The organism is Sorangium sp. So ce363, assembly GCF_051520435.1.
GTDB lineage: Bacteria > Myxococcota_A > Polyangia > Polyangiales > Polyangiaceae > Sorangium > Sorangium cellulosum_B.
This window is the reverse complement of sequence record NZ_CP150333.1, coordinates 619,857-632,933: the sequence shown is the minus strand read 5'-3', so window position 1 is coordinate 632,933 and position 13,077 is coordinate 619,857. Positions and strand designations below refer to the sequence as shown.

9 protein-coding genes are annotated in these 13,077 nt (G+C 75.4%); 3 read left to right on the top strand and 6 right to left on the bottom strand.

From position 1 onward, the window contains the following. Window positions 1-390 precede the first annotated feature (390 nt). Window positions 391-1,365 carry a tetratricopeptide repeat protein gene (locus tag WMF12_RS02420; RefSeq protein WP_437743989.1) on the top strand — a complete coding sequence of 325 codons (975 nt, stop codon included), beginning with the start codon at window positions 391-393 and terminating at the stop codon, window positions 1,363-1,365. Between the two features lie 18 nt (window positions 1,366-1,383). Here the strand turns inward: WMF12_RS02420 and WMF12_RS02415 are convergent, their stop codons facing one another. After that, window positions 1,384-2,757, bottom strand: coding sequence for a hypothetical protein (locus tag WMF12_RS02415; protein WP_437862227.1), 1,374 nt, complete (start codon window positions 2,755-2,757; stop codon window positions 1,384-1,386). A gap of 385 nt (window positions 2,758-3,142) precedes the next feature. Here WMF12_RS02415 and WMF12_RS02410 point away from each other — a divergent pair, with 385 nt between their 5' ends. Next, entirely contained in the window at window positions 3,143-4,120 is a 978-nt protein-coding gene (locus WMF12_RS02410) for a hypothetical protein (protein WP_437862219.1), read from the top strand. Between the two features lie 46 nt (window positions 4,121-4,166). Here the strand turns inward: WMF12_RS02410 and WMF12_RS02405 are convergent, their stop codons facing one another. Both WMF12_RS02405 and WMF12_RS02400 read right to left on the bottom strand, forming a co-directional pair. Continuing rightward, window positions 4,167-4,907 (bottom strand): hypothetical protein, encoded by a 741-nt coding sequence (locus WMF12_RS02405; protein ID WP_437862211.1) that lies wholly within the window; start codon window positions 4,905-4,907, stop codon window positions 4,167-4,169. A gap of 43 nt (window positions 4,908-4,950) precedes the next feature. Continuing rightward, the gene (locus WMF12_RS02400) at window positions 4,951-7,587 is read right to left on the bottom strand and encodes a hypothetical protein (protein ID WP_437862202.1); all 2,637 of its coding nucleotides are present in this window, start codon (window positions 7,585-7,587) and stop codon (window positions 4,951-4,953) included. Window positions 7,588-7,660: 73 nt separating this feature from the next. On the opposite strand from WMF12_RS02400, the gene WMF12_RS02395 reads away from it, so the two are divergent. Then, window positions 7,661-9,418 (top strand): WD40/YVTN/BNR-like repeat-containing protein, encoded by a 1,758-nt coding sequence (locus WMF12_RS02395; protein ID WP_437862193.1) that lies wholly within the window; start codon window positions 7,661-7,663, stop codon window positions 9,416-9,418. A gap of 22 nt (window positions 9,419-9,440) precedes the next feature. On the opposite strand, the gene WMF12_RS02390 is transcribed toward WMF12_RS02395, so the two are convergent. The 3 genes from WMF12_RS02390 to WMF12_RS02380 form a co-directional block, all read right to left on the bottom strand. Next, on the bottom strand, window positions 9,441-10,346 hold the full coding sequence (locus WMF12_RS02390) for a hypothetical protein (protein ID WP_437862181.1): 906 nt from the start codon (window positions 10,344-10,346) through the stop codon (window positions 9,441-9,443). A gap of 10 nt (window positions 10,347-10,356) precedes the next feature. Next, on the bottom strand, window positions 10,357-11,214 hold the full coding sequence (locus tag WMF12_RS02385) for a hypothetical protein (RefSeq protein WP_437862170.1): 858 nt from the start codon (window positions 11,212-11,214) through the stop codon (window positions 10,357-10,359). Window positions 11,215-11,508: 294 nt separating this feature from the next. Continuing rightward, the gene (locus tag WMF12_RS02380) at window positions 11,509-13,074 is read right to left on the bottom strand and encodes a vWA domain-containing protein (RefSeq protein WP_437862160.1); all 1,566 of its coding nucleotides are present in this window, start codon (window positions 13,072-13,074) and stop codon (window positions 11,509-11,511) included. Window positions 13,075-13,077: the final 3 nt, after the last annotated feature.

Sequence of the window (13,077 nt, the reverse complement as noted above, 5' to 3'; positions counted from 1 at the left end):
CGTGGGGAGCGTCGGCGCGTGGGGCCGTCGGGGCAGTCTAAACGGAAGAAATGTCCTTGGCGACCTTTCCTCGATCGCCTCCACGATCGCCCCGTTCGTGAGGCAGGGGCCCCCGCTCGAGAGGCCGATCGTGAGGCCGTTCGGGAGGCGCCGCACCATGCGCCGTGCGCCATAGCCCCGATCGACGGGAACCGCCAGTTGCTGGCATCGAGCGTCTGCATCGCACCTTCGCGCCACGAGATCCTGCGAGCAGAGTACACTGCTCCGCGCCCGCGCGATGCTCTTCCGATCATCCTTGTCGGGTGCCGCCGCCGGACGCCGGCCGGTGCGCGCCGGACGTCCCTGCCGGCCTTCTCGCCCTCCCGGGTGGGGACGAGGTAGTAGAGGAGGATGCGACCGGATCGCGCCGTGCTGCGCTGGTGGAGGGGGAGAGAGTACCGGCGCCTACTCGACGTGGCCGCGTCCGAGCTCGCCGGCTCGCGCCACGCCGACGCGGAGGCGACATGCGCGCGGGCGCTCCGGATCGCCGAGGAGATCTACGGTGACGGGGACGCCGAGCTGACGGCGCCGCTCTACGCGCTGAGCTCGGCGCGGCTCGCGCAGGGGCGGCTGGACGAGGCGCGCGCGAGCTCCGCGAGGGCGATCGCCATCGCCGAGGCGGCGGCGAGCACCGATCCGCCGCTGCCGAGGCTGCTCGAGCAGCTGGCCGCCATCCTCGAGCGGCAGGGCGAGCTCGAGGACGTCGAGGCGCTGTTCCGCCGGATGCTCGCGGGCTACGAGCGGATGCGCGACCCCGACCCCATCGAGCTGTCGGCGCTGCTGAACCGGCTCGGCCTGCTGCTCGGCAGGCGGGGGGCCCGCGCCGAGGCGGCGCCGCTCTTCCGGCGGGCGATCGCGCTGCGGGAGGGGGCGCTCGGCGCCCGTCACGCGCTCGTCGCAGAGGCGCTCTACAACGCCGCCACGTTCCTGGAGCTGGAAGAGGACCTCCCGACCGCCGAGCGGGAGGTGATGCTCCGGAGGGCGCTCGAGATCGCCGAGGCGGGGGCGGGCGTGGAGGGGGGCCTCCTCGCGTCGATCCTGCACAACCTGGCGGCCGCCCGGGAGGCGCTCGGGGACACGGCCGAGGCGGCGGCGCTGTACGAGCGCGCGCTCTCCGCGCGGGAGGCGCTGGCCGGGGCCGCCCACCCGTCGCTCCGGCCGACGCTGGTCCGGCTCGCGCAGGTCCACCACGCCGCGGGGCGGCCGTCCACGGCGCTGCCGCTGTACGAGCGGGCGCTCGCGCTCGCCGAGGCGGAGCTGGGGGCGGATCACCCGGTGGCCACGGCGATCGGGGCCTGGATGGCCGAGGCGCGGAGCCGGAGCTGACCCTGCCGCTCCCGTCGATCAGCGCTCGGACGACGGATCGCCGCCTTCGCGCCAGCGCTCGACGAGCTCCGGGAGGACGGTCGAGGCCATCTGGAGCAGGTGCGCCATGTGGTGTTCGGGCGTGTTGCCCCGGAACCCGCGGACATGGAGCTCGCCCACGCTCGCCTCGGTGGTCGGGATCATCTGCTTCTCGAGCTTCTTCGAGACGGCGCCCTCGGCCGCGCGCAGCCGCAGGTGCGGGGGCGCGTCCGACGCGGGCGACCGCTCGACGTGGCGCCCTGCCGCGGCGTCGAGCAGGTAGCTGGCCGTGGCGGAGGAGCTGGCGTACGCGATCGGGTCGATCTCCGAGTGCGTGATGGTGAACAGCAGCTCCTCCGAGGCGGCGAGCTGCGCGGCGCGCGCGAACGAGGCGAGCTGCAGCGGGTTGAGCCCGCTCGGCTGCTCCGGGACGAAGCCGCAGTGGATGCCGTCGGTGACGAGGATCGCGTCGAGGGGCTCGGTGCCGCGGCGGAGCTCGAGGATCTTGGCGACCGCGCCGTAGCCCGCGCTCCACGAGGAGAGGGCGACCCGGCGGAGCCGCGGGGTCGGCAGCCCGCGCTGCGCGAGCGCCCGGTCGATGTCCGCGAGCAGGCTCTCGTAGACGCCCGGCGTCGCGTAGAAGTCCTCGTACGCGCCCGAGCCGATGCCGAGGTTGATGACGGCGACCGCGGCGTTCAGCCCGGCGACCTCGGCGCTCTCGCGGACGAGCTGGGTGTTGCCGTGGAAGTGCAGCAGGAGATCGTAGCTCGACCCGGCGGGCCTGAACGTGTCGGGCGTGAAGAGCACGCCGCCGCGGATCGACGCGTATCCCTCGTGCCGGATCGCGGGCGGCGGCGTCACCGGCGCGGGCGGCGGCGCCGGCGGCTGCAAGCGCGCGAGCCCCTCCGGCGCGACGGCCGCGCTCGCCCCGGCGTCCTCGCGCGAGGAGCGCAGCGCGAGCAGCGACGCGCGGTTGACGGGGGTCATGGCGCGGAAGGCCTCGGCGGAGGCGATCGGCATCCGCGCGGCGATCCCGCGCGCGGCGGCGGCGACGACGACGATCACGGTGGCCGCGGCCAGGACGAACGCCCCGAGGGCGCGCCACACGCGCGCGCGGCGCTCGTCCGGCGAGGGCGCGGACCAGGAGCCGTACGGCCCGGCCCCGGCCATGGGGAAGGGCGGCGTCCCCTGCGGCGTTGGCGAGGCGAAACCGGGAAGGAACGCTTGCTCCTCCGGCGCGGGGGCCATGCCGAGGGGGGGCAGGTCGAGGGGAAGACCGCGGTCCGGGCAACCCTGGATCACGGTGACGGGCGGCGGCGTGGGCGTCGGCGATAGGTCCGCAGGCGACCCGTCAGCGCGCACGTTTCCCTTCATTCGATACCCCTCCCTTACAACGGGGATGTAGCGCCCAGCCCTGGCTCGCCAGGCGCTGCGTCTGTTCCGTGAGCGCGCCGCATGGCGGCAGCGCGCTGCGTTTCTGCTCCTGCCGTGAGCCCGGAAGGCGTCGCGGCAGGCGGAGCATCGACCAGTACGGTCTCGAGCTCAAGCGACAACCATTCCGTACGCGCATATTTAAGCGTGGCCGTAATACCCTGTCCCCTGCTGGAACACGCGTGGGTGAGCCTGTCGGGCCGTAAAGCGAGGGAGCGGGTGGGGTGTGCCCGGGGCTGCGCAGGTGCGCGCGAGCGGGGACGTGAGCACGCCGGCGACGAAACGCGCACTTGCGCCCCTGTCCGGCACCCACCAAGGTGCTCGGCGCTTGCTCTCCCGCGAGGTCCGCTTCCTGCTCGCAGCGACGCTGCTCCATGCCGCCATCCCGCTGCTCGCGCGGATCGCGGGCGCCCCGGGGCCGGTGCTCGAGGCCCGCTCGAGCGGCGCGCGCCGCGAGGTGGAGATCGAGATAGAGCCCGTCGCGCCGCGCGAGGCGGAGCAGGACGAGGCGCGCACGCCCTCGCCGCGCACGCCGGACGAGGCACGGCCGCGCGAGGCGGAGCCGGTCCTCGGCCGGACGGCGCGCCGCGAGCGGCGGCCGCTCGATCCATCAGCGCCGCCGGCGCCGACGGAGGCGCCGGTCGAGCCGCGGGAGGGTCCCGTGGCGCCTCCGGCCCCGGCGCCATCGAGCGAGTACGACGGGCCGCCGAGCGCCGAGGCGCCGCGCGGGGTCGCCGGCCTCGGGGGGGCGCCGGTGTGGCAGCTGCCCGGCGTTCTGCCGGATCGCGCGCCGCCGGCGCCGGCGCCGACCACGCCGGCCGCGCCGCGCGAGGTCTCGGCTGACAGGGCCGGCGAGCTGCTGCGCGAGGCGATGCGCGATCGGGACAAGACGCTGGGGCTGGATCTGCCCGCCGCCGGCACGGTCGCGTCCGTGGTGGCGGACGCGGTGCGCTCCGCCGAGACGCCCGCGACGGCGCGCGCGGTGTTCGAGGTGCACCTGAGCGGCGCCGGCGCGGTGCTCGGCGTGCGCGCGCTGTCGTCGACGGCCGGAGCGGCGACGCTCTGGGCGCGGGTGGCGCGCGAGGCGGCGGCGCAGCTCGCCGGGCGCGTGCTCGCGATGACCGCCGCGTTCGCCAAGGGGGCGAAGGTCTACGTCACGGTGAGCTCGTCGGTGCAGATGCCGAGCGGCGCCACGTCGGGCGGGATCCACCACCAGGGCGCGGGCTTCGGGTTCGACGTCGCCGACATCGGGGCCCGGCCCCGCCGCCTGGTCCAGTCGAGCTTTCGCGTCGAGGCGATCGACTGAAGCGATCGCAGAGGCGGAGGCGCGCGACGCGCGCGAGCTCGGGCGATCAGCGGCCCCGGCGCGCCGTCCAGCGCCTGTAGCGCGCGGCGCTCGCGGCGAGGCCGATCCAGAGCAGCCCGAGCAGGCTCAGCGCCGCCGGGACGCCGGTGAGCCAGACGAGCGCTGGCAGCGGCGGGCGCGTCGGACAGGGGCGGCGCGTGTCGAAGCGGCAGGCCTGATGCCGATCGAGCTCCTCCGCAGCGGCGCGGACCTCGGGGACGTCGTCTGGCAGGCCCCGCAGGGCCGCGGAGGCCATCATGTACGCCGCAGAGGCGGCGCGATCGTACGCCGGGTCGGCCGGCACGCGGTCGCGCACGAGCTCGCTCAGCCGGGCGGCGCGCTGCGCCGGCGCCTGCTCGGCCAGCGCTCCGGCGAGGTGCCGAGCGAGCGCCTCGTCGAGCTGCAAGGCGCAGGCGACGGCGCGATCTTCCCCAGGCGTGAGGTAGACCGTCTCGCCCGACGCCGTCTGGCGCGGCTCCGTGCCGGACGCCGCGACCGGCCTGCGCAGCGCCACCCGCGCCCCGCGGACACAGCCCGGGACCCTCGGGAGGGCGCGCAGGTGCACCGCGGCGTAGCGCTGGTATGCGACGCCGGCGATCGCGCCGAGCGAGAGCGCCAGCACGAGGAGCGCGGCGACCCTGCGCGCGCCGGCGCGCTCTCCGGCGCCGGCGCGCGCTGGCGGCGCGGCGCGCTCCTCGCCGGTCTCCGGCGCGGGAGCCGGCTCGCCGGAGGGCTCTCGGGACGACATGGCCGGCGGTATGGACAGCCGCGACGACGCTGTCAATGCGCCGTCACGAGGGGGGCTCCGCGCCGGCGAGGCGCGCCACCTGCGCCCACGCGCGGGCCGCCTCCCCGTGCCCGGTCGCGGCCGCGAGCTGCGCCAGGAACTGCGCGCACGCCTGCTCGCCGTGGGGATCCTCGGCCTCGCGGGCGCGCGCGAGGGCGCTCAGCGCCTCGAGGAGCGCGCCCTCCGTGCGGCCCGCGGCGGCCAGCGCGACGCCGTACGCGAGCAGCGCCCGGGCCCGCTGCGAAGGCGACGCGTCGGCCTCCGCGGCGATCCGGAAGCGCCGGAGCGCCTCCTCCTTCGCGCCGCGCCCGAGCGAGATCAGGCCGGTCATGCGCTCCGCCAGCTCGAGGTGCTCGCCGGTGCGGCGGAGCTCGCCCACGAGCCGCTCGAGCGTGCGGAGGTCGCCCTGGACGAGCGCCTGCTTGGCCAGCTCGGCGAGGCGGACCGCGATGTCGTTCATCGACAGGACGGGCGACTCCGTGGTCTTCGCGAGCGGATCTCCGGAGGCGTCGCCGCACGGAAGACCGACGTCCGGGGAGGTCGCGTCGGAAAAGTCCTTAGACGTGTCGTCCGGTTGCGCCGCGGGCGCGCCGGCCACGTCGCCCGCGCCCTCGCCGCGCTCGCCCTCCGCGGGGAGCGCGGAGCGCGCCGCGCGCTGCGGCTCCGGCGCGTCGCCGACCACCTCGATGGGCGTGCGGTAGGTAGGCGGCTGGCTCGACGAGCTGTCCGGCGCCCCGTCCCGATGATCTCTCGCGGTCTCCTGCTCGTCGGCGAACGCGAGCAGCTCCGCGGCCGAGCCCTCGAGCAGCGCGTCGCCGGCCGCGCGCCCGGCGCGCCCGGCGAGATCGGCCGCGGAGCGCCGATCGCCCGCCTTCGCGGCGTGCCACGCGGCGTCGGCGAGGCCGAGCACGCTGGCGTGATCCTCGACGACCCGCGCCGCGGCCAGGTGCCACGCGGCGCGCTCGCCCGGCGGGACGCCCGCGAGCAGGGCGTCGCGCAGCGTGCGCGAGGAGAGCCGCAGCCAGCCAGGCTCCGGGCGGAAGACCCAGCCGGCGCCGAGCAGCGCCGCCTGGACCGCGGCGACCTTCGGGGCGCCGGTGCCGTCGCACAGCGCGTCGATCGCCGCGTCCGACGCGTCCCCGCCGAGGGTCGCGAGCGCGGTGAGCACCGTGCGCTGGCCGATCGCGAGCAGGCGCAGGCGGGCCTCGATCGAGCGGAGCGCGGGGGGCGCGACGAGCTCGGCGCCGGTCATCGTGCGCGGGGGCCTGCCCCGCCCGGCGCTGCGCCGGCGCGGCCCGACGCTCCTGTTGATCCAGCGCAGCGCGCCGCTCTCCAGCGCCTCGCAGAGGAGCTCGCGCACGGCCAGCGGGAACGCGGGCGCGCGCGCGGCCCAGCGGCGCGCGCCCGCCTCGTCGATGCAGCCGTCGAGGAGGCGGCGGACGAGATCCTGCGCGCCCGGCGCGGAGAGCGGCCCCAGCGTGACCGTCGCGGCGGGGGTGAGCCCGGTGAGCGGCGCGGGGAGCGGATCCGAGCGCCCGAGCCGGGCGACGGCGCGCAGGCCGCCGCCCGGCGAGAGGGCGAGGGCGATCGCGTCGAGGCTCGCGGCGTCGACCTCGGAGGCGTCGTCGACGGCGAGCAGGCCGACGCGGACGTCGGACGGGGCGAGCCACACGGCGAGCACCTCGGCGGCGATCCTCGGCTCGACGCCCTCGCCGGCGAGGAGCCGGGCGAGCGCGGGCTTCAGCCGATCCGGGAGCACCGGCGCGCGGGCGCGGCTCTTCTCGGCGCGGAGCGCCGCGCGCGCGAGGGCGCGCCGGAGCGCGCCGAACGGCTCGCGCGAGGCCCCGATCGGCGCGACGAAGAGGCTCCGCGACGGCGCGAGCAGCCTCTCCAGCTCGAGGAGCAGCCGCGTGCCGCCGGCGCCGGGCTCGGCCCGGACGATCGCGAGCGAGCCGGGGGGCACGGCCAGCTCGGCGAGCTCGGCGTCGCGGCCGATGAGCGGCGGCTTGCACAGGCGCGCCACGCTCTCGGCGACCTGCCTGCGCAGCGGCTGCTGCGCGTCGAGGCGGAGGCCGCGCACCCGGCGCGCGCCGTCGATGCCGCGGTGGGCGCCGAGGGTCATGAGCTCGCCCGAGATCACGGCGGCGAGCGCGGGATCGAGGAGCACGTCGCCGGGGAGCGCGACGCGGGCGAGCATGACGGCGACGAGCAGCGGCTGCCCCCAGGAGAGCGCGGTGAAGCGCCCCGCCTCGCCGACGTAGGTCATCTCGCCCTGCGCGATGCCGACCGCGAAGCGCGCGTCGGGGTGCACGGCGGCGTCCTCCGCGGCGAGCGCGGCGAGCAGCACGGCCTCCTCGACGTCGTCGGGGGTGAACTCGAACGAGAAGGTCTGCGCGCTCCAGGCGCACAGGGTGGCGCCGAGCGCCTCGGCGCGCTTCTTCAGCGCGAGCGCCCTCGCGAGGTAGCTCTCCTCACCGCGCGCGGCGCCGCCGGCGGCGCGCGCGGCGCCCTTCTGGCGCGACGGCGGCGCGGGCGCCCGCGGCGCGCCGCGGCGGCCGGGCCACGGCGCGACCGCGTCCGTGCTGTCTGGCTGCGAGAGGGCCGCAGTACCTCGAAAGGACACGACGATGCGCTCCGGCATTGCGGCGAGTGTAGCGGGGCGCGGAGGGCGCGTGGGCGGTTCTCGGCGCGCGCCGCGGTACGATGGATCCTCGATGCGACCGCCTCCCCCGCGCGCCGTGAGGCCGGGATCTCGCCCGGCGCGCGCCGTCGCGCTCGCCGCCATGGCGCTCCCCTCCCCTGCGGCCGCGAACGGCGTCTTTCCCTCGGCGGACCAGCTCGTGTTCGACCCGGCGGATCCAGCGCGCGCCGTCGCCCGGATGACGTACGGCCTGCTGACCACGCGAGACGGGGGCGCGAGCTGGCGCTGGATCTGCGAGGGCGCGGTCGGGTACGACGACACGGCCGGCCAATCCCCGCCCATCGCGGCGGCGGCGAGCGGCCGGGTGCTCGCCGCGCTGGCCGACGGGATCGCGGTCGGCGCCGAGGGCGGCTGCGCCTGGGCGCGCGCCGCGGAGCTCGCGGGGCGGGAGGTGATCGATCTCTCGGTCCGGCAGGGCGATCCGTCGCACGTCGTCGCGGTGGCCACGGGGACCAGGCACGGCCTCTGGGCGTCGCGCGACGGCGGCGCGAGCTGGACCGGCGCGGGGGCGCCGCTCCCGGCGGGCTTTGTGGCCCGGACGGTCGACGTCGCGCCGTCGGATCCGCGGCGGGTCTACGTGAGCGGCCTCGCGAGCGAGGGCGGCGCCATCAAGGGGGTGCTCGCGCGCTCGGCCGACGGCGGGGAGACGTGGCAGACCGCGGCGGTGCCGGGGAGCACGACGTCGCGCGAGCCGTACATCGCGGGGGTCGATCCGCTCGACGCCGACGTGCTGTACGTGCGGATCGCGAGCGCGCCGGGGCGCCTGTTCGTCTCGACGGACGGCGGGGCGGCGTTCGCGCCCGTGTTCACGACCGAGGGCTTCGTGCGCGCGTTCGCGATCTCGCCGGACGGCGCGACGGTGGCGGTGGGCAGCGACGTCGACGGCGTCTTCCGCGCGCCCTCGTCGACGCTGGCCTTCGAGCGCGTCTCGAGCGTCGCGCCGCGCTGCTTCGCCTGGACGGATTCGGGCCTCTACGCGTGCGCGAGCGAGTTCCTGGACGGCTTCACGATCGGCCGCTCGCTCGACGGCGGCGCGACGTTCGAGCCGCTGCTCCAGCAGGGGTGCATTCGTGGTCCTCTGGAGTGCGCGGCGAGCACCGCGGTCGGAGCGGTCTGCCCGACGGACTGGCCGAGGATCGCGCTGATGACGGGCCACCGGGACTGCACGCCGGACGCCGGTTCACCCGCGGCCGGCAGCGGCACGAGCGCTGTCGCGACCGGCGCGACCAGTGCGACCGGCCCCGGCGCGGCGGCGGCGAGCGGCGGCGGCCAGGCGAGCGCCGCGGGTCTGGGCGGAGCGCCCGACGGACCAGGAGACGGGGCGCCGCCTTCTGGCGGGGCGCGGCCGAGCGAAGCGGGCTGCGGTTGCCGTACCGGCGGCGTGGAGGAGGGCCAGGCCGGCGCCCTTGCCGCCGCATGCCTGATGGCGGCCGCGGCGGCGCGACGGAGGTCTCGGCGCGCTGGCGTCATGTACGAGGGGTGCTTGGCTGAGCCAAGACCAAAACGGACAGCCTCGAGGGCCGCTCCTGAGAGGTCGCGACGTGCCGGCCCCCCCTCGCGAGGGGGGCACGTCGATCTGGAACCGAAATCGACGCCCTCGGGCGCCGCTCCTGAGAGGTCGCGACGTGCCGGCCCCCCCTCGCGAGGGGGGCACGTCGATCTGGAACCGAAATCGACGGCCTCGAGGGCCGCTCCGACAGGTCGCGACGTGGCGGCGCCCCCCCCGCGAGGGGGGCGCGTCGATCCGGAACCGCAGTCGACCCCCTCATGAGGCCGCTCCGACAGATGATGAGTCAGGGAGAGATGACGACCCGCTGCGCGGCCATCGCGACGTCGCCGTTCGGGTCCTCCAGGGCAACCTCGATATCGAGCGCTTGCCCCCGGACGGCCTCGACCGGGAGCCCCCGGTCCACCTGAAAGCGCACGCCATCGATCTCGCAGCGGTCCTCGCCGGCCTTATGCATCGTGACCTGCGCGGTGAAGGGAAGGAGCTCGAACTCCAGCTCGGGGAAGTGCCCCTCCACGGTCAGGCGCGAGCCCATCTGCCGGAGGCCGGTCACGCGCAGCGCGAGCCACACGTGATGGCCCCCTTGATGGCCCGCCTCGATCGGCACCACCTCGCCATGCTCCAGCGAAGCGAACGCGCTTTCCCCCTGCCCGATCACAACCGCAGGGTCGCCAGAGCCCGGCGTCTTGCACGCATCGCTCGCCGACGCGATCCACAGCGGGTCGTAGTCGGTGAGGGCGGAGGGGGCGATGAAGGGCTCGACGCACGCCCCCGCCGCGCAGGTCGCGCTCGCCGCGCAGGTGGTCGCGCAGCACGCCTCGTCGAGCGAGACGGGCAGGAGCAGACTCCGCCCGCCAGCCGCGCGGGTCGCGCCCCTCCGCGTCACGATGGGAGAGGCCTCGCCGTCGCGGAACGCCGCGATGGACAGCTCGATCTCCGCGCCGTCGGGCGCTGGCCCGACCACGAGCTCGGCCGGGAGCGACAGCTCTCCCCCGCCATACGAGAGACGCTCGGTGCCCGTGACGACGCCATCCACCTTCGTGGTCGTCTCGATGTGATCGAACTGGAAGCCGACCGCCATATCCGTGGTGAGGCCGATCACCACGAGCGCGTCAGCCGCCTCGCTCGCACAGCCCGCGGAGCACAGGAGGAGCAGCGCGAGCAGCGTCTCGTGGGTCGGCCGCACGCTCACCTGGGGACGCTCAGCCCGACGTGCGCGATGAGCGCTTGCGGCGCCGCGCAAGCCAGCCTGCCGCCGCGGCGAACACGGCGAGCGGCGCGGTGAGGGAGGCCTTGCTCGCAGGCCTGGCGGCGCACATGCCGGCTGAGAGGTTCCCGTCGATGCCGTCTGGACCGATGGTGACCTCCGCTTCGGCCTTCACGCTGACGCCCTGCGCGAGCAGCGCGTTCACGCACGCCGGGATCTGCGATCCGGAGATGATGTACTTCCCATTGCAGAAGAGCGCGCCGTCGCCGCTGCAGGAAGCGTCGCAGTTCGCGCGGAACTCGTGCTCGCAGTCCTCGAACTGCATGTCCTGGCAGGTGGTCTGGCAATCCATGTTCGCGTCGGCCGTGCACGAGCCCCCGCAGCACTCGATGCAGTGCTGGTAGCAGCCGCCATCCACCGTCACGCACTTGGCGCCGCACTCGCTGTCGCAGTTCGCGTCCCACGTCGCGGCGCACTGGGCGGCGTCGACGGCGCCACTGCACTCGACGTCCCGCGTGGTGGTGCACTCGACGAAGCAGTTGTGGGAGCAGATGACATTGATGCCCCTGTCGCAGTCCGCGCTGCACTGCTCGGTGCAGCTGTCCGTGCAGCCCGCCTCCGCCGAGAGGGTGCACTCCGTCTTGCAGACCGGCACGAGCTTCGTGGCGCACGCGGTCTTGTAGATCCCGAGCTCGCTGCAGCCCGCGGTGCACTCGCCCGTGACGCGCACTTCGCAGTTCGACAGGCCCTCGAAGCGAATGTTGCCGCACTCCGGGACACCCGCGCTCGCCGGGAGAGCGGCCGTGAGACAGACGGTGATGCTCGCCAACCCGAACCACATGGATCTTCGCATAGATGCACTCTCCTCCTCGACGGCCGCGAAAATACGATCCTACACAAGGCGTTCGCCGCGAGGAAGCGACATCGCCGCGGCGCACGTTTGCGGCGCACGGGACGCGTTGTTGTGTACGCGTGCACGCGGGCACGCGTACACGCGTAGCGCATGTGGAGATGTGGAGACGTCGAAACGCGTGTTGAGGGGGATCGACGTGAATGGGGGTCACGGGCGCGGCGCGCTGGTGTCACCTCGCGCGCCTCGCTGTCACCTGGCGCGCGTCGCCGTCACCTGGCGCGCGGCGCGCGGGGCTCAATCGGCGGGCCAGGGGTTTGGCGGCTCCGCCGGCGTGTAGGGCTGCACGTTCGCCTCCGCCGTGATGAGGTTCTCGATGAACAGATCGACGTAGCGCAGGTCGTCCTCGACGTCGGGGTCCGGATGATCCGCGAGCCACGCCTCGACGTTCGGCCGCAGCGCCTCGAGCGTGCGCCGCGCGGTGCGGGGGTCGGCGTCCGCGGCGAGCTGGGCGGCGAGCTTGAACCCGGCGAAGAGGTTCAACATGACGAAGCCCTTCTCGACGGTGTCGCCGGAGAAATAGCCGGCCTCCGGCGGCGCGTCGGGCGCGCTCGGCGCCTCGATGTCGACCTCCTGCGCGTGCGCCTCGCCCGTCAGCGGGTGCCGCCACGACAGCGCGAGGCTGCCCACGGCGCGCGGGTCCTCGACGCCTTGCTGGTCGGGCTTCGGCACGAGCTCGAGCAGGATGGCGCCGCCGCCGCCGCGCCGGCCGGAGCCGAAGGGCTCCGCGGCGCTCGTCCGGCCGGCGAGGAAGAGGCTCGGGATGTGCACGGCGCCGCCGCGCTCGCCGCCCTGCCAGCCGTTCGTGCCGTACGCGCCGCGCACGACGTAACCGTCGCCCACGGCGACGTCGAGCTCCACGTCGAGCGCCAGGGGCACGAGGAACGTCTTCACCTCCTCGGCGAAGACCTCCTCCACCGCCTTCGGGTCCTCGAGGAAGTAGAAGTTGCCCGCGCCGACCTCGCTGATCCCGCGCATCGCGTCGACGTCGAACTCGGCCCCGACGCCGATGGCCGTGAGGCCGATCCCCTTCTCCGCGTACCCCGCCGCGAGCGACACGAGGCGCTGAGGCGAGGTGAGCCCGGCCGTGGCCACGCCGTCGGACAGGAAGATCACGCGGTTCTGCCAGGCCGGATCGAGGTGCTGCTCGGCGAGCGCGTACGCGGTGAAGAGCCCCTCGTACAGGTTGGTCGACCCCCGCGCGGTCAGGCCCTCGAACGCCTCCGTGAGCGCCTCCCTGTCCGAGCCCTCCGCCTGCTCGAGGACGACCTCGGCCGCGTCCGCGTAGCGGACGAGCGAGATCCGGTCGGTCGGCTGGAGGGCGCCGATCATCTCGACGAGCCCCGCCCTGACGTAGGCGATCGGGTCGCCTTCCATCGAGCCGCTCGTGTCGACGGCGATGACGAGGTGCAGCGGCGGCCGCTCGAGCGCGCCGAGGTCCACGGGCGAGTTCATCCCGATCTGGATGAGCGTGCAGGGCGAGCCGCTGATCATGTTGCCCATGATCCCGAGCAGCCCGTGCATGCACACGTCCTCGCCGCAGGTCGCGGCCGGGTAATCGAGCTTGTGCTCGGCGAAGAAGCCGACGTCGTCGAGCGTGTCCGGCCCGGGGATCTCGCCGTCCTCGAGGATCTGCCGGAACAGGCCGAAGTCCTGCGCGCCGCCCTGGGAGACGCCCACGCTGCCCGGGGGATCCGTGGGTGCGGCGACGCTGCCCCGTGCGTCACCGGAATCGGCGCAGCCGGCCGCGCCGAGCGCGGCGGCGGCGCCGAGCGCGAGGACATCATGGATTCGGAGCTTCATGGC